At 46.5% G+C, this 26,141-nt stretch carries 25 protein-coding genes and 1 riboswitch; of the genes, 9 read left to right on the plus strand and 16 right to left on the minus strand.

The window, feature by feature from the left end:
- Positions 1–81: 81 nt before the first annotated feature.
- The 5 genes from lpoB to FS373_RS11305 are packed head-to-tail and all read right to left on the minus strand — an operon-like array spanning position 82 to position 3,808.
- Positions 82–675 (minus strand): penicillin-binding protein activator LpoB, encoded by a 594-nt coding sequence (gene lpoB / locus FS373_RS11285; RefSeq protein WP_144045173.1) that lies wholly within the window; start codon positions 673–675, stop codon positions 82–84.
- Positions 676–697: 22 nt separating this feature from the next.
- The gene (locus FS373_RS11290; RefSeq protein WP_152829525.1) at positions 698–2,065 is read right to left on the minus strand and encodes a COG3014 family protein; all 1,368 of its coding nucleotides are present in this window, start codon (positions 2,063–2,065) and stop codon (positions 698–700) included.
- 20 nt (positions 2,066–2,085) lie between these two features.
- A complete protein-coding gene (gene def, locus FS373_RS11295; RefSeq protein ID WP_144045174.1) occupies positions 2,086–2,586 on the minus strand; it encodes a peptide deformylase in 501 nt (166 codons plus the stop codon).
- A gap of 29 nt (positions 2,587–2,615) precedes the next feature.
- The gene (locus FS373_RS11300) at positions 2,616–2,828 is read right to left on the minus strand and encodes a SlyX family protein (protein WP_144045175.1); all 213 of its coding nucleotides are present in this window, start codon (positions 2,826–2,828) and stop codon (positions 2,616–2,618) included.
- An 8-nt stretch (positions 2,829–2,836) separates the two neighbouring features.
- Entirely contained in the window at positions 2,837–3,808 is a 972-nt protein-coding gene (locus tag FS373_RS11305) for a WD40 repeat domain-containing protein (protein WP_152829456.1), read from the minus strand.
- A 167-nt stretch (positions 3,809–3,975) separates the two neighbouring features.
- Between FS373_RS11305 and fkpA the strand changes: the two genes are divergently transcribed.
- Together fkpA and FS373_RS11315 are read left to right on the plus strand one after the other, a co-directional pair.
- Positions 3,976–4,767 (plus strand): FKBP-type peptidyl-prolyl cis-trans isomerase, encoded by a 792-nt coding sequence (gene fkpA, locus FS373_RS11310; protein WP_144045177.1) that lies wholly within the window; start codon positions 3,976–3,978, stop codon positions 4,765–4,767.
- A 164-nt stretch (positions 4,768–4,931) separates the two neighbouring features.
- Positions 4,932–5,306 (plus strand): YacL family protein, encoded by a 375-nt coding sequence (locus FS373_RS11315; RefSeq protein WP_144045178.1) that lies wholly within the window; start codon positions 4,932–4,934, stop codon positions 5,304–5,306.
- A 70-nt stretch (positions 5,307–5,376) separates the two neighbouring features.
- Here the strand turns inward: FS373_RS11315 and FS373_RS11320 are convergent, their stop codons facing one another.
- Positions 5,377–6,006: a response regulator gene (locus FS373_RS11320; protein WP_144045179.1), complete on the minus strand. Its 630-nt coding sequence runs from the start codon at positions 6,004–6,006 to the stop codon at positions 5,377–5,379.
- 79 nt (positions 6,007–6,085) lie between these two features.
- A complete protein-coding gene (narQ, locus tag FS373_RS11325; RefSeq protein WP_144045180.1) occupies positions 6,086–7,789 on the minus strand; it encodes a nitrate/nitrite two-component system sensor histidine kinase NarQ in 1,704 nt (567 codons plus the stop codon).
- 246 nt (positions 7,790–8,035) lie between these two features.
- Between narQ and nrfA the strand changes: the two genes are divergently transcribed.
- Positions 8,036–9,436, plus strand: a complete 1,401-nt coding sequence (gene nrfA, locus FS373_RS11330) for an ammonia-forming nitrite reductase cytochrome c552 subunit (RefSeq protein ID WP_144045181.1) — start codon at positions 8,036–8,038, stop codon at positions 9,434–9,436.
- Between the two features lie 184 nt (positions 9,437–9,620).
- Here the strand turns inward: nrfA and FS373_RS31475 are convergent, their stop codons facing one another.
- From FS373_RS31475 to FS373_RS11350, 5 genes are all read right to left on the minus strand, one after another.
- Entirely contained in the window at positions 9,621–9,797 is a 177-nt protein-coding gene (locus FS373_RS31475) for a hypothetical protein (protein ID WP_194165842.1), read from the minus strand.
- Positions 9,798–10,084: 287 nt separating this feature from the next.
- Positions 10,085–10,594, minus strand: coding sequence for an RDD family protein (locus tag FS373_RS11335; protein WP_144048843.1), 510 nt, complete (start codon positions 10,592–10,594; stop codon positions 10,085–10,087).
- Between the two features lie 95 nt (positions 10,595–10,689).
- Positions 10,690–10,944 carry a DUF2960 domain-containing protein gene (locus FS373_RS11340; RefSeq protein WP_144045182.1) on the minus strand — a complete coding sequence of 85 codons (255 nt, stop codon included), beginning with the start codon at positions 10,942–10,944 and terminating at the stop codon, positions 10,690–10,692.
- Positions 10,945–11,018: 74 nt separating this feature from the next.
- The gene (locus tag FS373_RS11345; protein ID WP_185977055.1) at positions 11,019–11,498 is read right to left on the minus strand and encodes a GNAT family N-acetyltransferase; all 480 of its coding nucleotides are present in this window, start codon (positions 11,496–11,498) and stop codon (positions 11,019–11,021) included.
- 40 nt (positions 11,499–11,538) lie between these two features.
- Complete coding sequence (locus FS373_RS11350) at positions 11,539–13,029, minus strand: carboxypeptidase M32 (RefSeq protein WP_152829457.1); 1,491 nt, start codon at positions 13,027–13,029, stop codon at positions 11,539–11,541.
- 218 nt (positions 13,030–13,247) lie between these two features.
- On the opposite strand from FS373_RS11350, the gene FS373_RS11355 reads away from it, so the two are divergent.
- Entirely contained in the window at positions 13,248–13,895 is a 648-nt protein-coding gene (locus FS373_RS11355; protein ID WP_144045185.1) for a YqiJ family protein, read from the plus strand.
- A 123-nt stretch (positions 13,896–14,018) separates the two neighbouring features.
- On the opposite strand, the gene FS373_RS11360 is transcribed toward FS373_RS11355, so the two are convergent.
- Together FS373_RS11360 and FS373_RS11365 are read right to left on the minus strand one after the other, a co-directional pair.
- Entirely contained in the window at positions 14,019–14,645 is a 627-nt protein-coding gene (locus tag FS373_RS11360; protein ID WP_144045186.1) for a DUF2913 family protein, read from the minus strand.
- A gap of 19 nt (positions 14,646–14,664) precedes the next feature.
- Positions 14,665–15,972: a DEAD/DEAH box helicase gene (locus FS373_RS11365; protein ID WP_144045187.1), complete on the minus strand. Its 1,308-nt coding sequence runs from the start codon at positions 15,970–15,972 to the stop codon at positions 14,665–14,667.
- Between the two features lie 460 nt (positions 15,973–16,432).
- Between FS373_RS11365 and FS373_RS11370 the strand changes: the two genes are divergently transcribed.
- The gene (locus FS373_RS11370) at positions 16,433–17,746 is read left to right on the plus strand and encodes an EAL domain-containing protein (RefSeq protein ID WP_227992685.1); all 1,314 of its coding nucleotides are present in this window, start codon (positions 16,433–16,435) and stop codon (positions 17,744–17,746) included.
- A gap of 4 nt (positions 17,747–17,750) precedes the next feature.
- Here FS373_RS11370 and FS373_RS11375 read toward each other — a convergent pair whose 3' ends face one another.
- On the minus strand, positions 17,751–18,923 hold the full coding sequence (locus FS373_RS11375; protein WP_144045189.1) for a benzoate/H(+) symporter BenE family transporter: 1,173 nt from the start codon (positions 18,921–18,923) through the stop codon (positions 17,751–17,753).
- A 98-nt stretch (positions 18,924–19,021) separates the two neighbouring features.
- Between FS373_RS11375 and FS373_RS11380 the strand changes: the two genes are divergently transcribed.
- Positions 19,022–19,564 carry a helix-turn-helix domain-containing protein gene (locus FS373_RS11380; protein WP_144045190.1) on the plus strand — a complete coding sequence of 181 codons (543 nt, stop codon included), beginning with the start codon at positions 19,022–19,024 and terminating at the stop codon, positions 19,562–19,564.
- Between the two features lie 68 nt (positions 19,565–19,632).
- Here the strand turns inward: FS373_RS11380 and FS373_RS11385 are convergent, their stop codons facing one another.
- Positions 19,633–21,420: an aminopeptidase P family protein gene (locus tag FS373_RS11385; protein ID WP_152829458.1), complete on the minus strand. Its 1,788-nt coding sequence runs from the start codon at positions 21,418–21,420 to the stop codon at positions 19,633–19,635.
- Between the two features lie 549 nt (positions 21,421–21,969).
- Between FS373_RS11385 and FS373_RS11395 the strand changes: the two genes are divergently transcribed.
- From FS373_RS11395 to FS373_RS11410, 3 genes are all read left to right on the plus strand, one after another.
- Positions 21,970–23,166: an MFS transporter gene (locus FS373_RS11395; protein ID WP_152829460.1), complete on the plus strand. Its 1,197-nt coding sequence runs from the start codon at positions 21,970–21,972 to the stop codon at positions 23,164–23,166.
- Positions 23,167–23,247: 81 nt separating this feature from the next.
- The gene (locus FS373_RS11400) at positions 23,248–24,024 is read left to right on the plus strand and encodes an ROK family protein (protein ID WP_144045194.1); all 777 of its coding nucleotides are present in this window, start codon (positions 23,248–23,250) and stop codon (positions 24,022–24,024) included.
- A gap of 325 nt (positions 24,025–24,349) precedes the next feature.
- Positions 24,350–25,567 carry a M24 family metallopeptidase gene (locus FS373_RS11410; protein WP_152829461.1) on the plus strand — a complete coding sequence of 406 codons (1,218 nt, stop codon included), beginning with the start codon at positions 24,350–24,352 and terminating at the stop codon, positions 25,565–25,567.
- Between the two features lie 394 nt (positions 25,568–25,961).
- Positions 25,962–26,081: riboswitch (cyclic di-GMP riboswitch) on the plus strand.
- Positions 26,082–26,141 lie beyond the last annotated feature (60 nt).

Consider the following 26,141-nt stretch of genomic DNA (forward strand, 5'->3'; position numbering starts at 1 on the left):
TAGAGAGAGGGGGGATATAAAAAATGCCAGTCATCTAGACTGGCATTTTTATCATTCTGCAAGTTAGCAGTTTAGGCTAAATTACATTCCTAGGAATGACTTAGACTTAACCTTGCGGATCTCTTTTTCATCCGACCATTCGATGAGGCCAGTTTCGAGATCCATCAGACGCATGGTCATCTTGTAGTAAACATCTTTAGTGCTGCCAGACTGCTTTACTATGCTGGAAAGGTTGCCGTAAAGCATGTACTGAGCGCCGATCTGACGACCGAAGCTGATGGCGGTAGATGGGTCAACCATACCGGCATTGTTCTGGTAGTCCAGCTGCTTACGCACCGCGTCGACCTTGGTCATATCGATAAAACGGAACTTACCCGAGCGTAGTAACTTGTTGCTGATCGAGTCTGTTACCGATTCTGTATCGATATGCTCTGAAGTCTTGTTCTTGATCTTATCGACGAACATGATGGGACGGTCGTTTACTGTCATCGCCACGATAGGTGGGAAAGTCAGCATGCTATCAACCATTTTAGCCGTGATGGCTTGAAGATCTGAAGAACCGAAGTTTTCATTGACCGTTTCCACCTCAGTGGCGTCTCCATATTCGACTTTTGATTGACAACCAGCCAGTCCGACTGCGACTGCTAGCATAAAAATGACTTTAAAATTTTTCATAGTGGCTTCCATTAAATGTGTATTAGATGATTATTGAATAAAAACGTGTGTGATTACCAGTGTCTATTACCCAAACTAAGGTAGTTCTACCGCTCTTTACTTCTATCTCTTGGCTCGGTGAATTATCAAGCTTGAGTGAGTAACTACCATTTTTGAGGTAAGTTCTGGCAATTTGTGCCTGTTTGGGCAAGGTAAGCCAGCTGCGTCTGTCGGCTTGCTCCGTCACTACGTTGAATATCTGCATGGCGATGGCGGCAATATCGGTTTCGTTATGTCTCTTCTTGCTGCTGCTCTCTACGCTTCTGGCCATCTCAGACTTGGCATAGACTCTGGCTGCTTGCCTCATTAAGGCGGCCGGGAGATCTTCCTTCAGGGCCGTGATTGCCAGTGCGTCTATATTAGCGATGGGAGCCGCGGTTAGGGTCTTTCCTAAGCCGTTTATCTTACCTTTTGAAACAGCACGAGAATTTGAAGTATAGGTGGCTAGTGAGGCGGTCTGCCAGTTTCCATGAATAGTGAATGGAACCGTTATACTCTTCTTTTCAGGGACAAAGCCACGTTCGAGCAGGACGATGACTTGGCCTTCCCCCTTCTTTTGGGTCTTAGATTTTCCCCATCTACGTTCAAACTCCTCCTGTTGAGGCATGGAGAGCTGTGTCGCTAAACGGACAAGATCTTGTTGCAGATAGGGGTTGTCAGGGGTAATTTGCGCGGCTTTACGGTAATCGATAAACGCATCGTTGGGCTCACCTAAAATTTCATGTAACAGACCTGTGGTGTAGTAACTGTAGGCATTTAAGAAGGAGCTGGTGACTGTGCCCGCGGCCTTGCCTAGTTTATTCACTTCGGCATCTATGGTGCCGTTCGCCATGGATTGAACAGATTTCTGCGATTTTTGATATCTGGCCTGCTCTGAGCTTTGCAGCTGGTTACTGCGCCTGACTTCTACTAAGGCTCCTTCTCGATCGCCACTGAACAGGTAGTTTAGCGCCTGATATTGGTGCAACATCACACGCTCATAACCTGGCCCGCGATAGGGGATCACATTGTCGTTAATAAGAAGACTGCTGGCGGTGGCGCCAATGTCGGTGACACTCAGGGTCGCTTTATCATCAAACTTAAGATAGGCAGACACGGCTTGTTGATAGTAATTCTTACTCGCCTCGAAATCCCCACTGATCTGAGCGACCCGCCCAGCCTCTTGGGCATAGAGTAGGCCATCTGCGCCGGAGATATTCGATGCCACATCTTGAACCCCTTTCATGGGGGTATTAGTGTTGAGCTGGGCTTTTACCGGGGCAATTTGCGACGGATAATTGATGAAAATGCTGTTAAATGCACAACCAGATAGGCTGAGAGTCAACAGAGGGATTAATAGCCAATGTTTCATTGTGCTCTTTATGGTACTTTTCATCGTACAGCCTCATTGAGGCTATTACTGGCTTGCATAGCGCTCCTTTCAATCAAGGTGATACCTTGAAGATGATCATATTCGTGTTGAAAAATCCGGGCAATAAAGCCCGTTAAGGTCTGATGATGCTCTAGGCCATTAAGATCTTGAAAACTAACTTCAACCCATTCATGTCTCAAGATAGTGAATCTTTGTTCTGCGATGGACAAACAGCCTTCCTCACCGGATATTTTTTCATCCGAACAAACAATAATTTTAGGGTTAACTACTATGCTTGGTTCGATAAAAGGGGCGTCTGGATATCGCTCATTGGGTCTGGAAGCCATGATAAACAGTGATAGGCTTTGATTAACCTGAGGCGCTGCTATGCCCACACCTTTGGCCTGTAGCATAGTGTCGAGCATATCATTGGCAAGTTGCATTAATGCCGGTGAAAACTCTATCACCTTTTGTGCTTGTCTATTAAGTATGGACTCACCAACTTGAGCTATGGCTAACATCTTGATCCTTCAATTTTTTGCTGTCATATTTAATAGTGAGGTGGCGGGCTCTCATCTGACTGACTTACTATGTTACTCGGTTCTGCGGTTTGTAATTTACTGACTAAGAGTCGTATTGCTTGCTGCTGATCAGATAGCAGATCATTTAACTTGATCACTTGCTGATTAAGATCTTCTATGGTGGCATCCTGAAATGCCAGTTTCATCTCAAGATCTTCGACTCTCTGTTCTAATTGTTCCATTTTTACCTCTAATGGACAGGTACTGGCCAAGTTTCGACTAAGCCATTGCTGCTGATGGTACGGATCTGGTTTGAATCCAGGTTCGCGACAGAGTATACAACGGCGCTCTTGATTTTGGCATGTTTGGTACGCTGAACTTGCCAGTTGGCCAAGGAACGACCTGTTTTGATGTCCCAGACCCGAACTTCTCTCGCCGGAGTGCCCGTCAGGAGCAATGTATCATGGTTTGAAAAGCGCGCCGCCGAAAAGTTCATTTTTCTGCGGTTGATTTTCAACTGACTGATTTGTTCGCCTGTGAGATTATCCATAATCTTGGCTATTTTAGTGCTGTCACCAATAAATGACAGGCTTCCTGATTCATTTAAGCTCACCTTAATGACTCGGTTATCGAACTTCCAGCTATGAATGGGCTGACCTGTGGTGGTGCGCCACAAGATGGCCTGCATATCATTTGAGCCGGTTAGGGCCAGTTTGCCATCGGCGGAAAGGGCCACGCTATTCACTTTTTCTGAATGGCCGAGAAACTTAATTAAGGAGGGGGTCTTGGTGGAGACGGACGGCATCAGAGACATGACACTGCCATCGGTGAGACCTATGAGCAATGAACCTGAGTTGGATACCGCCACACTTTGCCCGGTCGATGGCAATGACCACCAACCTAGAGATGAACCATTTAAGATGCTCCAGAGGGCGACTGAGTCTCTGCTTAGGGAAGCTGCAAACATTTGATTGGCTGAGATGGCGACATCGAAGGCGTCATTATCGGATTCACTGTGTATCCAGGTATATTTCTGCCTGCCAGTGTCGATATCCCAAAGCTGTATGCCGCTATTGGCCGTGCTAACCAGGACTAGTTGTCCACTCTGAGACAGGCTGGCATCATAGCTAGGCTCGGTGATCAATGCCTGTGTGTCTATGGCATCAGGCTGACAAGCTGAAATGGCGAGAGTGCAAAAAACAATCGAAAAGAAACTTTTCATGAACTTGCCCTCAATGCTGTTGTCTCTAGCTCTAGTGAACCTGCATTTACATTCGATTATTAAACATAAGTAATGTAATTGGAATAACGTATTTAACTAGTATAAAGTGGATCGCCTTATAAGATAAGGTTATTGTCTCGACTAGAAGATCCTGAGGAAGCTTTTTAATGAAATCTATTTATAAATTATCACTGGTTGCTTTGGCCGTTATCGGTCTATCAGCTTGTAACCAAGAGCAACAAACAACGGAAGCCGCGGCCAATGTTGAGTTGAAGACACAGGCACAGAAAGAAGCGTACAGTGTTGGTGCATCTATCGGTAAATACATGTCTGGTCATATCAAAGAGCAAGAAGAGCTTGGTATGCCAGTCGATCGTGACCTTATCGTGTCAGGTTTCAGTAGCGGTCTGAATGACCAGCTTAAGCTGACAGAAGAAGAGATGCAGACAGTCCTTCAGGGTCTCGATGAGAAGTTAAATGAGAAGCGTGAGGCTCAAGCGACTGTTCTTGCTGAGAAAGCTTTAGCCGATAGCTCTGCATTCTTAGAGGCTAACAAGGTTAAAGAAGGCGTTGTCACCACAGAATCTGGTCTTCAGTATGAAGTCTTGACTCCAGGTTCGGGTGAGAAGCCTGTTGCCGAAGACATGGTCGAAGTTCATTATGTTGGTACACTTACCGATGGCACTGAATTTGATAGCTCAGTCGCTCGCGGCGAGCCTGCTAAGTTCCCGCTAAACCGTGTGATTCCTGGTTGGACCGAAGGCCTTCAGCTTATGCCTGTTGGCGCTAAGTACAAGTTCGTTATTCCGGCTGACCTAGCCTACGGCGAGCGCGATACTGGGACTATCCCGGCTAACTCAACCTTGATATTCGAGGTCGAGTTACTTTCTATCGAAAAGGCTGGTGCACCGACTGCCGAAGCTGCAGCCGCTGGCGAAGATCATGGCCACGCTCACTAGTTCTCGCTTATTTTAAGTTGGCAGAGATTGACATAGGGACGCTTAGGCGTCCTTTTTATTGCCTGATATTTAGGGTTAGTGAAGCATGAATTACACATAGAGACTGACTTTAGGGTAAAATTATGGGAGAGATACGGTTAAATTTTTGAGTAATAGGTTTTAGTATGGAATATGAGTTTCGGCGTAATACCATGACAGCTACTGTGATTGCGAATTTTAGTATGGATCACGAGGTATTAGGTTTCTGGTTCGTCGAGGAGTTGGGTGAGTGCCAAGATAAGTTCAAGGCGCTCAGTCAGATAATCGAACAGTTACAAGTGGGTTCACTTACCCAAAAGCGCTGGCTAGGTAAGGCGCTATCACTGGAGCTGGACAGTGAAGAGGTCAGGGTGTTCGCCAACGAATTAGACGATGGATTAGATCATGAATTTGAAGATGACATGTCACTCTATAACGGTGAATCAGAGGCTTTTTGTGGTTTAGAAGATTTCCAGTCGGCATTATTGAGCTGGCGAGAGTTTCTCGACGAGACTCGTTAGAGGCTTTCTCCTCAAATAACGTCACCCATAAAAAAGGCAGCCATAGGCTGCCTTTCTCGATTTGAAACTGTTATTGACTGAGGTATCTAACCGCCATCTCGGTTCTCGATTTGGCGTTGGCCTTTCTCAGTAAATTTTTAACGTGAACTTTGACCGTGCCTTCGCTGATATGCAATTGCTCCGAGATTGTACGATTACTCTTTCCCTGAGCCACGAGTTGTAAAATCTGTAACTCTCTGGGGGTCAGGTTATCGATCCAGTCCTTCTCATCGGTTGCATCTTTGAGTTCATAGAGGTAGTCCTCAACGGACTCGCTGATCACTCTATGTCCCTGCATGGCTTGCTTTAGTTTCTCTAACAGGAGATCGGGCTCAGTATCTTTCAATAGATAACCATCGGCACCGGCTCTAACCAGACGAATGACATCCTGTTTGGCGTCGGAAACCGTTAGAATAACGATGCGGGAAGTGACTCCTTCCTGACGCAGACCGTTTAAGGTATCTAATCCAGTCATCCCTTTCATGTTGAGGTCGAGTAGCACTATATCCGGCTCACTTTCTTCGATAGCCGACAGGGCATCTAATCCGCTACCAGCCTCACCAAAGAGAGTGAAATCTGAGTCAGAAGTGATTAATTGGCAAATACCGCGGCGTAACAGCGGGTGATCATCGACAACGAGCACTGAGTAAGGTTTGCCCATTTTTTAAAGCGCCTCCTGCAAGGGTGTTTTCTTATGCCTTGTATTACATACAAAGAAAAATATGAAGTTAATCATTTATCTAGGCTGGTTCCTGCTGAGGAGGGAAAGTCAGTGTTACTCTCGTTCCTCCTTCGGGATTGCCGTTGAACTCCACTATACCCGATAAGCGGCTTGCACGCTCATGCATAATGCCTATGCCGAAATGCTGATCACGTTTCTTCACCCTATCTATGCCGATGCCATTGTCACTGATGGTGATGGTGACATGGGTATCTGAGTCTTTAAAACATCGAATGTTAATTTGATCTGCTTGGGCATGCTTGATGGCGTTAACCGTCGCTTCTCGGGTTAATTGCAACACATGGATATGTTGATGGGCGCCGAGCAGTTGCATGGGCAGTTTATAATCTAAGGTGAGCTTAGCGTCGGATTGACTGCGAAGCTGTTCTAACATGGCTTCGATGGCATGGTGCAAGTTTGGATCTTTGACGGTCAGCCTAAAGGTCGATAATAACTCTCTTAATTGCACATAGGCGGTGTTTACCCCTTCGTTGATTTCAGATATCTGTTGTTCGACCTGGGGGCTGCGGCAAGCACTGTCCAGCCCTTTAGACAGCAGGCTGACTTGGATCTTTAAGAAGGAGAGGATTTGACCCAAGGAGTCATGCAACTCTCTGGCTATGACGCCTCGTTCTTCCATAAGCGCGAGTTGTTGCCTCTGCTCTCCGGCATTATAGATGACGATCGAGCGAGCCAACATGATGGCAAAATTTTCGAACAGTTGATAATTCGGCTCCTCGCTGGAGTTAGCCTCTAAGTAACCCAGCTCATTGGATTCAAACTTAAGCGGGAAATGGGTCTGGATATTCGGTTTCAGAGGCCAACCACCGTCGGCCTCTATGACTAATTCCTCTTCATTGTCCTGCACTATCACCAGGCGAAGGAATGTCTCAGGTTCATGAGCTCTGAGCTGATTGAGTGCGGTTTTCAAGCTGCTAATTTCGAGCTTCCCCGAATGGAGCATGACCAGGTTATCGTACAAGAGGGTTAACTCGTTATTACTGCGTGTCAGGGCTAATGTTTTATCTTTTACCTGGCTCTCCAGACCCTGGTAGAGGGCCGACAGCTCTTTAGCTGTAGATTGGAATGCATTACTTAAGGCGCTGAGTTCAATATACTCAGATTTAGGCATCTCGACATTGAAGTTTCCTTTGGAGATGGTATTGGCTGATTCCATTAACTGATTGAGGGGCGCGACCACTTTTCGTTTGGTGAAACGTACCGCGATGAAAGCGATAAATAACATTAAGGCCAGCCCGATAATTTGGCTCACGGCTAACAATTTCAATTTGAATGCGGCGTAGTGCTCAGTTTCCAGAACCAATAGGTCGATAGTATCGACAAAGTCTTTCAGTGCGGCAGCGTAGAGGCGTGAATTCTCCTCTTCGATATACGATCTCATCACCTTCCATTTGTGAATAACCAGACGATATTGCTCGCCGAGCTCGTCGGGGGTTTTCCAGTCGAGTGAACGCTTAAGCGCATCTGAATATAGAGTATTTTCAAATTCTTCTATCTTTTGTAAGGCATTTTCGCTGCCAGAGTTTGCATAGAACATTAAACGATAGCTCTGCATTCGCAGAGAACCGGATGCATTGATGGCCCTTGCATCCCCAAGACTATAGGCTAAGTTGATGATGGCGAAGGTCGCCAGACCGCTCGATAATAATATTAAAGTTAACATTAGACCCAAAATGGTCGACGTTAAACTGCCTTTTTTCATTAGTTAAAAACTCGCTAAATTATTTTGAATAGTCTATTTGTTAGACTCGTTCTAATTTAGTTCCCACTTAAGCCCGTTAACAAATTGGCAAAAGTGTGAACAACAACACGTTTACATTTTGATCTACCGCAAACTTTACATCGTATACTCACTTGGGGGTATATTCTAAATGGTGTTAAGGGTCTAACTTTGGCCTTGGAGATGATGTGGTTATTAAGACTATTATAAAAGTAACACGGAGATGAGATGGTGAGAACATTAACTAAAAAATCCTTTGTACTAAGTGCAATGGTCGCAGCGAGCCTGATGGCTTCCGGCGTGATGGCAGATAATAAAACTGAGCCTAGAAGCGAAGTCTATAAAGATAAGTTTTCTAAGCAGTACAACAGCTGGCATGCAACCTCTGAGAGCTCTGAGATTGTCGATGCACTGGAAGCCGATCCTAATCTAGTGGTTTTGTGGGCAGGCTATGGCTTCGCTAAAGATTATAACAAGGCCCGTGGCCATATCTACGCGGTAACTGATTTGCGCAATACACTGCGTACCGGTGCACCTAAGTCAGATGAAGATGGCCCAATGCCTATGGCATGTTGGAGCTGTAAGGGCCCGGATGTACCTCGCATGATCGAGGAGCAAGGGGAAGACGGTTACTTCACGGGTAAGTGGTATAAAGGCGGTGCTGAAATAGTCAACACTATCGGTTGTAGTGATTGTCACGTGAGCGGTAAGTCTAAGCTACGTATCTCTCGTCCTTTCGCCGAGCGCGCGATGGAAACCATAGGTACGCCATTCGATGAAGCTTCTCGTAAAGATAAGCAGTCTATGGTCTGTGGCCAATGTCATGTCGAATACTACTTCGAGAAGACTAAAGATAAGAAAGGTTTTGTTAAGTTCCCTTGGGATCAAGGTATTACCGTAGATGCTGCAGAAGCCTATTATGATGGGATTGAGTTTGCTGATTGGACTCACAAGATCTCTAAGACACCTATGTTGAAAGCACAGCATCCTGGTTATGAAACTTGGAAGCTTGGCGTACATGGACAGAACAATGTAAGTTGTACTGACTGTCACATGCCTAGAGTCAAGAATGCTGAAGGCCGTAAGTATACCGATCACAAGGTGGGTAACCCATTCGATCGCTTCGAAGAAACTTGTGGTTCTTGTCATGAACAGAGCAAAGAGTTCATGGTCGACCTGACTAATCAGCGCAAGGCGAAAGTTGAAGAGCTTAAGATGGCAGCGGAAGGTCAATTGGTTAAGGCACACTTCGAGGCTGGTGCAGCTTGGGAAGCCGGTGCTACCGAAGCCGAGATGAAGCCTATTCTGACCGATATTCGTCATTCACAGTGGCGCTGGGATTATGCGACAGCCTCTCACGGTGTTGCGGCTCACGCTCCTGCTGAAGCCCTACGTATCTTAGGTACAGCGGTAGATAAGGCGGCTGATGCTCGTGTTAAGCTGGCGCACCTGCTTGCTAATAAAGGTGTTAAACAGCCTATCTCATACCCTGACACTTCTACCAAGGCTAAGGCACAAGCTGCCATGGGCATGGATATGAAGAAGCTGAATGCCGATAAAGCAGAGTTCAAGAAGACTGTACTGCCTAAGTGGGATGCAGAAGCTAAGAAGCGTGAAGCGACTTACTAAGCATGAGTCATTCTACTCAGTTTAAAGATAGTAGGCTGCAGTGATTAAGCTCGCTTATAAAGAGAGATGGTGTTCAGATTAGGAACGCTTGACTCATCTTTTAAATATAAAAATCCGAAGCTAATCTAGCTTCGGATTTTTTTATGCCTTTAGATAAGCAAATTAGGCTTTAGGAGCTTTGTTTTTACCTAAACGGATCGCTGAACTTCTCATCATTTAGAAAACTCTCATCGGTCAAGGTGTGCAGGAAGGCGACAAGATCTGCTTGCTCTAGCGCCGAGAAGTTATATTGCACCGGATTTCCCTCTTGATCTCTTAAATTTTCCTGTATGACCATTGATACCTGTGGTTTCAAATACACTTAAGTCATTATCGGAAGTGTCATCCAGATCGTGATTACTGGCTATGGTCGTTGCGTTTGAATCTGGGGCGATAAGAGGGCCAACAAAGGCTTCAGAGCTATGGCAGCGATGCCGTTTCTAAAACAGACGATTGAAATTGAAGGTTATCGACGGATTATGTTGTAGCTAATGAAGTGCAAAAGAAGGCTGAGTGTTGAGCTACGAGTTTCGAGCAACGAGCTAATATTCTTTGCACTAGCTCGCGGCTCGCAACTTTCTATGCTGTTTATTTGGCTTATTGCTGCTGTTAAACGCCGCGCCAGTTACGCATCTTGTTGGCTTCTTTCGACAACACCACGACTTCTGAGCGGGTCATCATATCTTGCAGGGCAAGTTTATCACCGTTGATCAGGATCCACAGGTTACCAATGCCTAACAGAGACCATACCAGACGAGCCGAGGCTGTGATCATACTCAGGCATTGGCCGTTTGGGTGCTGGATTTTTAGTTGCCAGGCACGCATGCCTAGAGTTTGACCGCCGTAGCTCCAGAAGGAGATGTAAAACAGACCTACACACACTGCTATCCAAAGCTGGTATAGCCCCTTGTAAAGCGAGTCGCTATTGAGCAAATCTGATACATGCTCATAGGTCCCCATGTCTATCAAACCCGAAGAGGTGAGGGCGGTAAACACGCCAAAACCTATGGCGCCGGCTATCATATAGACGGCTACCGCGAGTAGAAGATCATAGACGGCAGCACCGCAGCGGCGAAAGAAACCTGCTCGAGGAAAGTTAGCGTGTTCGCGGTTTGGCATTGAACTCTCGGTCATTTTGGTGTTCACTCTCACATTCAGTTTGTCGTTGCTGTAGTTGTTAGTCTAAGTTCTAAGACTAAGATTCTAAGCTAAAGCTATTTGGCTTTTGGGTCATCTTTAATGTAATAGATATCGCTAAAGCCCATACGAGCGAACTCTTTATCTCTGAAGTCTCTCACTGCTGCAGAGCCTTTCGATGTCATGGCGACTTGCTGCTCCATCATATGGTAGCGGGTAAGGTCGACGCCTTCGGCGGCTGCAATGGCCTCATGGATATCATGATGCTTGTCGTAAGCAAAGTTGATCTCTTTCGCTTGTTTCTTATATCTGTACGTTACTCTTACTGCCATAATTTACTCTATTGATTCTCTTGTACTAAGTGTTTATTCAATCTGATAAAACTTCTAATAACACTGTCATATGCCTATATTTTCAAGACCATATAACAGGCATCCGCAGTATAAGTTTCCAGGCTTTTATCGATAGACTGCGGCACGAAGCCATGTTTTTTCCAGTAGCTACTCGCGCCTTGGACTGCCACTAAGGAGATACTGTTAAATGAGAGCTGCCGAGCCAATGTTAACAGCTTTTCGAAAACGGCGCGTCCGGCTCCTTTTCCTTGAGCGTCTGCCGATAGGGCTATGTCATGCAGATACAAGGTATCGGCTTGCTTAACCTGACTGACCACTTGTTCCAGTGAGGGTGGCGAGCCGAGAATCCAGGGATGTGCCAGGCAGTATCCAACCAGGTGTTTTTCTGCCTCTATGACGAAGCAAGTTTGTGGGGAACATTGCCATTTACTCTGCAACACACTCAGAGACTCAGGCGCTATTTCAGGGTAACACTCCTCCTGAATCAAGAGGATAGACGCCCAGTCTCCGGAGTCGATATTTCGCAGGTGCATCATTTTATCCTGACAGCCTAATTTATCCCCGTATGATACGTTATTTAAGGTATCTTTGCTCTAGATGACGCCTAAAGAATTTAGGGTTTAGGGTCTCTCCTGTAGCGCGCTTAACCAGTTCTTCGGTGGTTAATAAGCTGCCTTGAGACCAGATGTTCTTGTCCAGCCAATCGAAAACCTGAGCTATGTTACCTTGGGCCAGCAGTTCATCAACCGGACCTAAGCTCGCTTCCATGGCGAATCTAAATTGCGCCGCATACATGGCACCTAAGGTATAACTGGGGAAGTAACCTAGTTCACCTACGGCCCAGTGGATATCTTGCATACAACCATTACGGTAATCATCTCGGGTATCTATACCCAACAACGACTTCATATGCTCCGCCCAGAACTCGGGAAGGTCAGCAACGTCTAAACTACCGTCGACTAAGCCCTTTTCGGCCTCGAAACGCAATAGAATATGACATGGGTATGTGACTTCATCTGCATCGACTCGTATTAAACCTGGCTTGACTCGGGTATAGATGTGATTGAGTTCACCTATGGTGAGTTGGCTGTTTAGGTGCTTGCGTAGCTTAGGCTGGATCTGAGTGAGAAAACCTTCGCCGCGGCCTAGCTGCATCTCACAAAATAGGCTCTGACTCTCATGTATCGCCATTGAACGATGACCGCCAGCAGGTTGACCACGCCACTCCTTCGGGAGTCCCTGTTCATATCTCGCGTGCCCCGTTTCGTGGACTATTCCCATTAAGCCGCTGGTAAAGTCTGCTTCATCGTAACGCGTGGTTAAACGTATATCACCGGGTACGCCGCCACAGAAAGGGTGGCTGCTGACATCTAAACGACCTTGGGTGAAATCAAACCCCAGATATGCCATCACATCCCGGCCCAGTGCCTCCTGGCTTCGGGCTGAATATTTAGCCAATGATATCTTGCTGTCACCGACTTGCAGCCCTTGAACCGTCTCTATTAATCCAGGTAGCCAGGATTTAAGATCGCCAAAAATATGCTCGAGGCGTTTGGTGGTCATGCCTGGCTCAAATTTATTTAACAAGGCGTCGTAGGGAGTGAGCTCTTGCGCCTGTGCCCGTATGGAAGCTTCCTCTTTTACCAGTTTCATCAGGGCTTCAAGATTAGGTTTGAATCCCTGCCAGTCATTATTAGCTCGCTGCTCACGCCAAGCATGTTCGCAGCGGTAAGCCAGCTGTGTTTTAGCTTGAACGAGGTCGGCGGGAACGACATTGGCTTGCATGAACTGATAACGGATCTCTCTGAGGTTAGACATTTGGTGACTATCGAGTAGCTCCTCTTCGGCCTGTTCGATACTGGTTTCGATAAAACAATCTGTTTTTAGCTCATGAATATGACGAGCCAGTTCGGCCATAGCGGCCCCTCGACTTTCGCTGCCGCCAATAGGCATCATGGTGGCCTGATCCCAATCACCTAAGGCACTAAGATGTTCGAAGTGGGCGATTTTCTGAAAGTGTTCAGTTAAATGCAGGTAATGGGGCGTACTCGGTGAGTGTGTCATGCTGGCTCTTCATCAAATTTTCACTTGCGTTATGTTATCACTCAATCTTCAGCAGTGCTTAGTGATATGTAAAAAGCTTAATCTTAATATTGTTTCTATATTGTTTTGGCTTTGCTATTATTTTAAACAATACGGATTAAGTTTGTGAACAAGGTAAGTTCACTAATCTCGTTAAGTTTCAATAAAATGGATGCGGTAATACACATGGAGGCGACAATATGGTGGACTTTCTACTCACCCAAGCTAATTTACCTTTTACACTCTCTCTTACGTTTGTACTCATACTCGGCGTGTTCGAAGCACTGTCGTTGTGCATTGGTTACAGCCTAGTGGGGGCTCTGGATGATTGGGCGCCCAGCGATCTCGATATTGACTCCGATGCGGATAGTTCCGCGGGCGGGAGTGGCTTAACCGAGATTGCCGCTTGGCTTTGTCTGGATAGGTTGCCATTACTTATCTGGTTTGTGCTGGTGTTGGTCAGTTTTTCAATCACTGGCTATATTAGTAATTACATCTCATTGGCTATCAATAATGAGCTACTTCCTCAAAGTGCAACTCTGCCCATAGCACTCTTCTTTACGGCCTTCTCCTGCCGTTATATCGGTGCACTCGTTGCCAGTATATTACCTAAAAATGAATCCAGTGCCGTGTCTATCGATGGCCTACTCGGCAGTGTTGGCACAGTGACCATAGGTTGTGCGATTAAAGGCAATCCCAGTGAGGCCTTAGTCAAAGATCAGTATCAACAGAAACATTATGTACTGGTGGAGCCGGAATTAGCTGGCATCGAATTTAGTCGTGGTACTCAAGTCGTGTTGCTAAGAAGGGAAGGGACTGTATGGTCTGCAGCAAGGTTTGATTCTTAACCGTTCAAGATATTGGGGAGCTTTGCGCTGCTAATATCAGATAGATAAGAGATAAGAAAGACATTAAAAAAGCACCTTAAGGTGCTTTTTTAATGTCTTGAGTAAAGCGATAGGTTAACTTGCTTATTCTACAAGAAGTGCCATGGCCGGTAGCTGATTATCGGGGCAGATGAGATAGGCCTTATGATGTTTAATGAGGCTAGCTTTCTTATTGCCTTGGCTTAGCAGCAAACCATGTTTGGCTGCCATTTTTGCCAACTCTTGCTCATTGGCGCGGACATAGAGGGTGATGGTTTTAGTCAACTGATCGCCATCTATGTGTCCATCATATTGTTTATTCGAGATAATCAGGCTGTTTTGGCCACTGCTATCTAGCTTTAGCTTAGTGGTGACTTCAGAATCTAAGATAACGACCCAGTCATTTTCTTTAAGCTCACTTAACATGGCGTTCAGAGATGCACCCACTGCCTGATTTTGTTCTGCTGCCAGATATTGTCCTTCTATGCGTTGCAACACAGAGGTCAGTTGAGCTGCAGCACCCATGCTGCGGGCATCACGGATCCACTGGTTAAGCTCTTTGGCGATCAACTTAGAGAAGCGTCGCTCCTTCAGAGCTTGAACCATCCAATTACACAGGAAGTGACTCTCGGCCGCGGCCGTTTTAACGACATTCTTGCTCTTGCTGCGCTCTTCGAGCGCTGCAAGGCCTGCTTGAGTAATTTCGATGAGGGCCTGATTATAATTAGTCATCAATTTATTCCCTTAAGCCTTAGCGGATTTTCTTGGCCTTAGTGGCCGGTCTGTTAGAGGAGTTTTTCACTTTTACTCGACGGCCTTCCATGTTTCTCTCACCGACGATCTGGGCACCTGCGTTATCTTCACGCTGCTGTTTCTTGGCGAAGCTACGACGATTCTGTAGTTGCTTGATTAGCAGGTCTCGGCTACCGACTTCATATCCGGGGATTGTGATACGGCGCAGTTTCTTGCCGATTAATGTTTCGATATCGTATAGGGTGCGCTCCTCTTCACGGCTCACCAGAGAGATGGCTACTCCAGATTTACCCGCACGACCGGTACGACCGATACGGTGAACGTAATCTTCGGCAAGGAAAGGCAGATCATAGTTAACTACGTATTCGAGATCCTGAATATCAAGGCCGCGTGCTGCCACTTCGGTGGCAACTAAGGCGCGAACCTTACCCTCTTTAAATTCTCTTAAGGCGCGGCGACGGTTGCCTTGGGCCTTCTCACCATGGACCACAGATGAAGGAATACCATCCAGGTTGAGCTCTTTAACCAGCTTATCGGCGGCATCACGAGTGGCGGTAAAGACGAGTACCTGTTGCCAGTTTTTCTTACCGATAAGCTCGGAGAGTAGCTCGCGCTTGCGACGTTGTTCAACAGGATAAATGACCTGGCTAACTGTGTCAGCTGTACTGTTTTGGCTGTTTAGACTGATAAGTTTAGGCTTGACTAACATGTCGTTAGCCAGTTTCTTCACGGCACTGGAGAATGTCGCCGAGAAGAGTAAGTTCTGACGCTGCTTGTTGACAGCCTGCATTATTTTTTGGATATCGCTAATAAAGCCCATATCTAACATGCGGTCGGCTTCGTCCAACACCAAAAATTCGACATTAGATAGGTTTAAGTTACAGGCTTGAAGGTGCTCGAGCAGGCGGCCCGGGGTAGCGACTATGATGTCTGTGCCACGTTTAAGTTTCTGTGCCTGACTCTCTAACTTTACCCCACCATAGATGGTCAAGACGGAGATATCGATATACTTGCTGTAATCACTGATGTTGTCGGCGATCTGAGAGGCAAGTTCACGTGTCGGTGTGAGGATCAGCGCCCGAGTATTCGATCTCTGTGTCTGCATCGGGTTATCGAACATTTTCTGCAGAATAGGCAGTGCGAAGGCTGCGGTTTTACCTGTGCCGGTTTGAGCACTGGCTAAGACATCCTGACCACGGCGGATCGCCGGTATGGCTTCTTGCTGAACAGGCGTCATTTTTTGATAACCGCATTCAGAGATAGCGCGCAAAATCTCGGGAGCAAAACTAAAAGATTCAAATCTCATCTTGGGGCCTCTATTTAACTTGTTCATTCACCTGACCATACGCAGGTAATCTTATCTACTCATCAGGCGGTGAGCGCCTAAACCACGAATAATTCGCGGCGGCGGAGTATAGCAATTTTTAGCCGGTTTTAACAGCATATCATTTTCTGCTCTATATCAGGCCCATGCTAGCTTTCTTTGAATTATTTTTGAGCCGATATATAGAGAGAAAAGGCGAAGGATTTGACAGTTTGAGGCTTTGGACTAGGCTTTATTGGATTCATATTAATCCTATTATCTGGTCAGTAGGCTTGATATAACGCATGGAGGCTATATGGCACTTTTTCATTGTGTATTGAAAGGGATAATTCGTCATACTTTAGGTGATCTATTTTCACCTTGTTTCGCTTGTTTCATTTTTGGCTACCAGTCTCTTTTCGCAGTATTCATCTGCCCATCGCTATCTCACTAGAGAACTAATATGTCTATCAATGTACTCGTTATCGATGATTCCTTAACTTGCTGCCGTGTTCTCAGCGAATACCTAATGCAACTTGATGTTAATCGTGTGGAATATTGCACCGATGCTGACTCGGCGATTAAAATTTTGACCAAGTATATCAAGGACTATCAAGTTGTTGTCGTCGATCTGCACATGCCAAATATGGATAGTATCGAACTCTTGATGAAGCTAAGTGACCTAGGTTATAAGGGAGGCGTCATTATAGCTTCTGCGATGGAAAATCGCATCATAGAAGCGGCAGATAAAATTGTAATTAATTCAAGTCTTCGTCTCTTAGGCGCATTAACTAAACCAGTTTCAACTAAGCAACTTAAGCTGTGTATCGAGCGGCTATTTATGATGGAATCAGACCTGGCGCCTAAGCCTGTTTCTATCTCTCTTGATGAGTTACATCGGGCCTTGAATGAAAATAAGGTGGTCCCCTATTTCCAGGCTCAGATGGATGCCAAAACGGGAGACATTGTCGGGTTTGAAGTCCTATGCCGTATTCAGTTGGGCAATAAGCTGCAACTGCTTTCTCCTGCAAACTTTCTTGAACTAGCCGAATCTCAAAATCTTCTCAACGAATTGACTGAAAAGTTACTGGAGAAGGCCTTGTCACAATGGAAGCTGATAAGCCAAGATGACTCCTGTGCTAATTGCAGCCTCTCCATCAATCTGAGCCCCAGCCAACTGAATCAAGCTAGCTGGCCCAATCGATTGCTAAAGTATTGCCATGACAATCAAATGGAGGCAGCGCAACTCACCATAGAGATCACCGAGAACCAGGCATTGAGTGAGCAGAGTCAATATTCAAGTATCAGTCGACTACGCTTACATGACTTCGGGGTCGCTATCGATGACTTCGGCACCGGATACACTAATCTCACTCAGTTGTGTTGCTTACCCATCAGCGAGTTGAAGTTAGACATGAGTCTGGTTAGGGGGATTCACCATGACCCTCTAGCGCAAACGATTCTAAAATCCTTACAAGAGATCAGTAATAAACTAGGGGTGAAGCTGGTAGCCGAGGGAGTCGAAGATCTGAGGGATCTTAACTATCTGGAGAAAATTGATAACTTACGCTTGCAAGGTTTTTTAATTTGCCGACCTAAACCATTCGACGACTTGATGTGTTGGCTTAAAGCACATAAGAAAGTGGGGGGATTAAAGCCCAGGGCTAGAGATAAGCCTATTGTTACAAGTGAAGTGCTGGTTAGTGCTGGGGCTAAGCCAAGCCGGCCGGTTTCTGTAGAGCTCTGTGGGACCCGAGTTTCAAATTACACTATCTAATGCACTAAGCTGAGTGTCTGTTTAGTAGATTCTGGATCATCAAGGTCACCAAGCCTGCTAGTGCTCCCCAAAGAGCCGAGCCTATGTGCCATAACACGAGATCCGATGCGGTGACTAGCAAGGTTAACAATGCGGCTTCACTATAACGTGGTGAGCTTAGGGCTTGTTGTAAGCTAGTGCCTATGGTCGATAATAAGGCGATTCCCGCGAGAGCCAATATGAGTGCAGATGGCAAACTTTCGAATAGGGTCATCAAACTGACAGCGCTTATTCCCATTAAAATGTAGAATACTCCTGCGGCGACTGAGCTCCAATAACGCTTGTCTGGCCTGGGATCTGCGTTCTCAGTCATACAGATTGCCGCCGTAATAGCAGCCAAATTTATACCGAAGCCGCCAAAGGGGGCGATCATCATGTTAACGATTCCGCTCACCGTTATGGTGCGTGACACCGGTGGGTGGTAATTATGAGCCTTGAGTACCGCTATGCCGGGCATATTCTGGGATGCCATGGTGACAATAAACAGGGGTAAACCTATGCTGATAAAGGCCGACAGATTGAACTCGGGCTGAATGTAATCTAGCTCACTCATCTGCCATTGCAGTTGGGGTAGCTCAATTAACTGCATGGTCCAAGCTACGCCGAAGCCTGCGATGAGTACTGCTAACATGGTGTAGCGAGGGAGCGTGTGCTTGCAAATCAGATACGTGATAAGCATAGCCAAGACTAAGGGGGCTTGCTGATTCATCAGGTTGAAGGTGTTTATGCCGAAATTAATCAAGATACCCGCCAGCATGGCGCTGGCTATCTGTTGTGGGATTTTATTCATCACCTTCTCAAACCAGCCTGTCATACCCGTTAGAGTGATCAAGGCCGCCGAGAAGAGAAAAGCCCCCACTGCTTGATTAATAGTGAAGCCCTGAGTGCCAGAGATGAGCAGTGCGGCCCCAGGTGTAGACCAGGCGATAAGGATTGGCACCCGATAGTACAGAGAGAGGCCGATGGAGGTAGCCCCCATGCCAAGGCCCAGCGCGAAGATCCAGCTCGATACCATCTGCAGATCCCCGCCCAGATTGATAGCCGCTTGATAGATAAGGGCCACAGTGCTGGTGAACCCGACCAATACGGCGATAAAGCCTGTGTTGATGCGGTTTAGAATTAAGCTTATCTGGGTCATATCTTAGTGCTCTCTGTGCTTTATATGCTAATCTCATCTCGTGCGTTATAACGCACAATTCGAAACTAACACTGTACGTTATAACGCACAAGGGTGATATGAAGAAAAACATTAATGGCTCGTTAGGCAAGCGATTAAAACTGGCGCGAGGTAACAAAGGCTGGAGCCTGGACAGAGCCGGCATCGAGACGGGGGTTTCCAAGGCTATGTTAGGCCAGATTGAGCGGGGAGAATCCAGCCCTACCATAATCAGGTTATGGAGTATTGCCAATGGCTTCGAGTTACCACTCTCCTATTTTTTGACTGATTTAGAGGTGGCGAAGACGCCGGGTCTTATGAGCCATGCCGAGTCCGATATTGAGGTTGTGACTCTGTTTCCTTTCGATGAAGAGACTGGCCTGGAAACTTTTCAGATCACCTTAGCGCCGGGGAGAGAATACCTGTCGGCACCACACAATGAGGGAGTGATAGAACACATCATAGTGGTGAGTGGCACTATGGAGTATTTCTTGAATAAGCAGTGGCACATTTTGGGTCAGGGCCAAGTGGTTAAATTTGGTGCCGATAGTCAGCATGGCTACCGGAATCTGTCAGATAAGCCTGCCATGATCCATAATATCATCTGTTATAAAAAGAGATGAAGACTCGCGAATAGGGGATAACAGAAGCAAGCAGGTCAATCGGTATCACCTGCTTGCTTAGATAGGTATTAGATTGCTTGGGTTACACGCGCTAACCAGGCTAACTCTTCGCCCTGCATCAGAGGTGAGAGTGTATCGAATACCTGTTGATGATAATCATTGAACCAGTTTAGTTCGATGTCGGTTAACAGGCTCTTATCTATGAGGCGTGAGTCCATGGGGATCAGTGTCAATACGTCGAATTCAAACATCTCTCTTTCGGCGTTTGCCAAGGCCTCACATGGACGGACGGTAATAAGGTTCTCGAGGCGAATGCCAAACTCGTCGGCGCGATAATAGCCCGGCTCATTAGAGACCACCATGCCAGGTAGCAAGGCGACATCATTACTGTTTTTACCTATGCGCTGGGGACCTTCGTGGACATTGAGGAAGTGACCTACGCCATGGCCTGTACCGTGATCATAATCGAATCCATGTTGCCACAAGTATTGGCGCGCGAAGCCGTCTAATTGCTGGCCTGTGGTGCCGCGAGGAAACTTAGCCTGATCGAGTGCGATATGGCCCTTAAGCACTAAGGTGACCATCTTCTTGTGTTCGCTAGTGACTTGTCCAATGGCTATGGTTCGAGTGACATCTGTGGTGCCATCCAGGTACTGAGCGCCTGAATCAACCAGATAGATGCTGTTTTTGGTCATGGTTGCCGGTATGCCATTGTTGTGATTGTAATGACACATGGCAGCGTTTGCACCCACGGCAGAGATGGTATCGAAGCTAGGCTCTTTATAAAGTTCATCTTCTAAGCGAAAGCTCTCCAGCTTGTCGGCCAGTACGCCTTCATCATGAAAGTGCCCGGCCTCTACTTGCTTATCTAACCAGGCTAAGAAGCGACTGACTGCCACGCCGTCACGAATATGACAGGCACGCATGCCTGCCAGCTCAGTAGTATTTTTCTGTGCCTTGGCCAGAGATACAGGATCGAAGCCTGGGATGAGTATCGCACCGGCCTGTTCTGCGATTAGCTGAGACCAGGCATTACTCGAATTAGGATCGGCGAGTAGCTTAACGCCTGCAAGTTCCTTAAGCGCATCCTTAAGCTCACTTTCGGCTCTGAAACTGACGCCTGAGCCAACATGCTCAGATGTCCCTGCCGGGAGTTTTTCAACATCGGTGAACAGGGTCATGTCGCCATTAGCCGTCAATAGGGCGGCGCCCAAAATAACTGGCAGACGAGGCACGTCATTACCGCGGATATTGAGTAACCAGCAGAATGAATCCAGTGAAGTGATAATGGCCATGTCTGCGCCGGACTTAGCCACCACAGCACCTATCTGTTGACGTTTTTGTTGACTGCTTTTACCCGCCCGCTTCTCATCGAAGAGGATAGCCGGAGCGCTCGAGGCTAAGGGGCGGTCTTGCCAATGAAGATCGATAGGATTTTCGTCGACGGCAACTAAGGTCATTTGTGCCTTGTTTAGCTGGCTATCTGCTGACCTTTTCCAGCTTAATGGATGCAGACGAGGATCGTAGCCGATGCGGGCATCGGCACCTAATGTTGCTGCTAACCACTGGATTTGAGGCGTATCGGTCAGGCTCATGTATTGAAATAGCTCACCATCAACCTGCAGTTTGACCTGAACTGTGTATCGACCATCGACAAAGATAGCCGCGCTTTCTTTGAGGATGATGATCATGCCGGCAGAGCCTGTGAAGTGACTGATCCACTGCATACGCTCGTTACGCTCGGGAACATATTCGCCCAAGTATTCATCGGCGCGGGGGATAATAAAGGCATCCAGGTTGGCTTTGGCCATTTCACTGCGAACCGCATCGAGTCGTGCGGTAATAGATTGAGACATAAATACTCCGGTGTTTACTCACTCATGCTTAGGCATCATTAGATACTGTGAGTCAGCATTACTCTTATTAAAATGAAAACTTGCGATGTAATACCATTCCATATAAGTATCTGGTCAGTTCAGAGACTCTCAGTTTTTTCAATTCAAGGCGCATTGATGAGGAAATGGTTATTCCCTTTTAATTTAATGCAACACAGAAGTGGAAACACTGAGAGCCTCACGCAGTGCGGGTTTCAAAGCCCTTTATGCTACGTTGAATGTTCTCGATATAGAATAACTATTAGCTTCAAACATCCGCCTTGCCTACAGTGCTTTGAACTCCCGCTGAATGATCAGATATTTACTCGGAATGGTATAAGTCCGATTATCTCAGTTGCAGTGGTCCGTGGGAAGTGTGGGTGTATGGATTACCTGCTTCAAAGAGGAAAGAGATGTAAACTTTGAAACATAATACTTGTTACATCTGTTGAAAAATCAATTAGATTAGAGCTTATAAATTTAGGTTTATCACAAGCCTTTAATGGAATTAACTCGATAGAGGAAACGAAAATGCCCTTTAATGTATGGGTGCTGACCTTGGCGCAGGCTTTTGCCATGAGCGCCGCACCTATGATGATGTTACTGGGCGGCATCATAGGCGTCGAGCTTGCTCCTAGCCCCATATTAGCGACTCTGCCTATAGCATCTATGGTGGTCGGTGTCGCCATCTCTATCTTGCCCGTGACTCAATTGATGCGCAGATTTGGTCGGAAAAAAGTGTTTGTTGGTGGGTCAGGTCTGGCCGGAATAGCTGGATTGGTTGCGGCCTATGCGGCTCAAGAGCACAGTTTTGAGCTCTTTTGTTTCAGCGGTATTCTACTCGGTTCAGCAGGCGCGATTATCCAACAGTACCGCTTCGCGGCGATGGAGTCTGTGGCACCAGAATTGGGCGCTAAGGCCACATCGAGAGTCTTATTAGGCGGCTTGGTCGCGGCATTTCTGGGCCCTGAGCTTGCGGTGTTGGGTGGGGATTTAATAGAGACTCCTTATGTCGGGGCTTTCCTTTTTCTGACCATGGTGAGTCTGCTCGCAGGATTGACACTCTGTTTTTATCGAGAGGATAGCTCTGCATCATATCAAGTGAGTCCTGAGGACCAGGGAGACATTAGACCGTTAAAGACTATATTGAATCAGGAGCAGATTTGGGTCGCCATTGCCGGGGCCATGATAGGTTTTGCCATGATGAGCTTTGTGATGACGGCAACGCCTCTGCATATGCATCATATAGAGCATCACTCCTTAGCCGACACTAAATGGGTGATTCAGAGCCATATCATCGCCATGTATCTACCGTCTCTGTTTACCGGTTATCTGGTGGCTAAGTTGGGGGTGTCTAAGATGATGCTCACAGGCTTGCTGGCTTATTTTGTGACCATAGTGACGGCCTTGATGGGCAATGATGTGCTCAACTATTGGGCCGCGCTGGTATTGCTAGGTTTAGGCTGGAACCTGCTATTCGTGGGCGGAACGGTATTGCTGCCCCGTTGTTATCGCCCCAATGAGCGTTTTAAGGTTCAGGCGTTTAATGACACCTTAGTATTTGGCTCCCAGGCTATAGCTTCTCTCAGTGCCGGTTGGGTCATACATCAACTTGGCTGGCAAGCGTTACTCATTATCTGTATTCCGTTTATCGGGATTCAGTTGATCTTGATATCTTGGTGGAAATTCAACCAAAGCAAACTCTTAGGCACTAAGGTGAGTGAATAACCTAGTCTCATATCGGGTTAAAATGTGTTAATGTTTTACTCATAAAAAATTCAAGTTATACGAGTTTCAGTGGAGTAAAAGATGCAAACGATTACGGTCGATATAGGTGGCACTAAGGCATTATTTGAGATGCATCTGGGAGACAGAACCGAGCAGTATAAGATCCCGACTGGCGAAGGCTTTGGTATCGAGAGCTTGAATAAGCAATTGTATGAGTTGGAGTCCGATTATGGACTGGTGGATTATCGACTTGCCATCGCAGTGCCCGGCTTAGTAAAAAACAATCAGCTGATATCGAGTAAGTCACTGCCTCGCTTGAATGGCTTATCACGAGAAGATTTACATACCCAGGCTAAGACTATCTTGTTGAGCAACGATATAGATGCAGGTATGCAGGCTGTTTTAAATCCTAAGCATGATTGTGAGTTATTGATCATGTGTGGCACTGGGATCGGGATGGCGATATCTATCAATGGGAAAATCTTCTCCGGTGCGAGTGGCTTTGCCGGTGAGCTGGGCCATTGTCGGGTGATGACCGAATCCGGAGAGTTTAGCGTAGAGCAACTCGCCAGCGGTGACTCGATTCGCGTTCGGGGACTCAAGAAGGCGCAAGAGCTTAATCGCGCCGGCAGATACCTGGGCATGGGGATCGCCTGGGCGATAAACCTGTTTAATCCTAATCGCATCTGGCTCGCTGGTGGCATGATGAACAGTTCAGATTACTATCTTGGATGTGTCAGTTCACTCAAAGATATGGCGTTAACGGCTCCGCTCTCAGAGGTGAAAATAGCCCGTGTCGATGATATGGAAACCTTAGTCTGCCGCGGATTAAAGGTGTTACTCGATCAGAAGGCATAGTTTTTTCATTAAAAGTGTTTCTTCGCTCGTTGAAACTTAGTTAACGGCTCCATTCATTTTGCAGAGGTGAAAATAGCCCGTGTCGATGATATGGAAACCTTAGTCTGCCGCGGATTAAAGGTGTTACTCGACCAGAAGGCATAGTTTTTTTCTTATTCTGAAAATATTTCTACTGACCCTTTGTATATTTTATGCTAGAAAGTACCTCTACTTTCTGTATCGGCTTATTGCCTCGCTTAGAGGCAAGTATTGAGCCGAATAAGACATAATATCTGGCAAGGCATCAGGCTTTGAATTTTAGAAAAATATATAAAAGGGTAACCCTATGACCTTAGGTGTGGGCGGTTCGACCGCAATGCAAGAGTTGGCAAAACTGAGTGATATGACCAAGGGCACTAAGCCTGTCTCTAAGAGTGAATATACTGCACGTATCGAGAAGGCCCAGGAGCTGATGAAAGCTCAGGGAATCGAAGCTATCTACATCAACGCCGGGACTAACCTGTATTACTATACGGGTACTCGTTGGTATGCCAGTGAGCGTATGGTTGGCGCCATCATTCCTGCCGCTGGTGAGTTGGAATATATCGCTCCGGCATTCGAAGTCGATACACTTTTAGGCTATATGGTTATCGAAGGTAAGGTGAATACCTGGCATGAGGATGAGAGCCCGTACGCCCTGTTCGGTGAAGTGCTCAAGCAGATGGACATCAATAGCGGCAAAGTTGGTATCGATGAGTCTGCAGCCTTCTTCATCTTCGATGGTGTCCGCCTGGCTCATGGTCAGTTCGATTATGTTAATGCTAAGCCTGTGACTGCGAGTTGTCGCATGATCAAATCTGATACCGAGCTTAGCTTGTTGCAACGTGCTAAGGACATGACTCTTGAGGTACATAAAGCGGTGGCTCGTATCTTGAGAGAAGGCATCACAGTCGGTGAAATTGAAGCCTTTATCAATGATGCTCACAAGGCCGTGGGTGCTCCTGCCGGTTCTTACTTCTGTATCGTGTTATTTGGTGAAGACAGTGCTTATCCTCATGGGGTTAAGTCGCCTAAAGCGCTTGAGCAAAACGACACGGTTCTTATCGACACAGGTTGTCAGCTGCAAGGTTATAACTCAGATATCACCCGCACCTTTGTGTTCGGTAAACCGAGTGATCGCCAACGTGAGATTTGGCAGCATGAGCAAGATGCTCAGATTGCGGCATTTGAGGCGGCTAAGATTGGTGTCCCCTGTGCCAGTGTCGATAGGGCAGCCCGTGATGTGCTTGAAGCCGCTGGCTTTGGTCCAGGCTATGCGGTGCCTGGCTTGCCTCATAGAACCGGTCACGGTATCGGCTTAGACATTCATGAGTGGCCTTATCTGGTGCTTAATGACCAGACGCCTCTGGCTGCGGGTATGTGTTTTAGTAATGAGCCCATGTTATGTGTCCCTGGCGAGTTTGGTGTGCGTCATGAAGATCACTTCTATATGACAAAGGAAGGCGCTGTGTGGTTCACCAAGCCAATGCATTCCATCGATGATCCTTTTGGATATGAAGCTTGATTTTAAGCTGCAACTTTAAACTTGTACTTTAAGTTTCGAATTGCTAAAAGAGAAAAGTAGAGAGCAGGTATGAGTAGTCCTGCTCTTTTTCATTTTTAATCTCCTTGCATTAGACTTGTTAACTCAAATCTTGCTTTTATTAGCTCTGCTTTCTAGTCCTTTTTTACAAGGTATTTTGCAGATTTAATCAGTACTTCCTCAAACCCCGTTTAGTGTAATCTTCCTCTCTAAGTGTATTTATCTTCAGAATACTTTGCTAAACATTGCTTTTATGATTATTTAAACCATTAACAATCATTGGCTTGTGATAATGTAAAACTAGGTGTTGCATTTATGTTCAATTTAAGATTATGCTAAACAAGTGATGACAGCGTTGTCATTTAATGTGCGAATTTTGAATGAAAGGCAAACCAATCGAAAGGTTGGGACGCAAAGCCTCCGGTCTAAGGGGATAGTGTTGAGAAGGTCGTTCTCTCAGTACTATCGCGGTACCTATGATCGCGGGGATGTTTCAGGAATTTCTTCGTGTGATGTGATGGTACAAAGAACCGCAAAGGTCGCTACCATTATATCC

The organism is Shewanella sp. YLB-07, assembly GCF_009377275.1.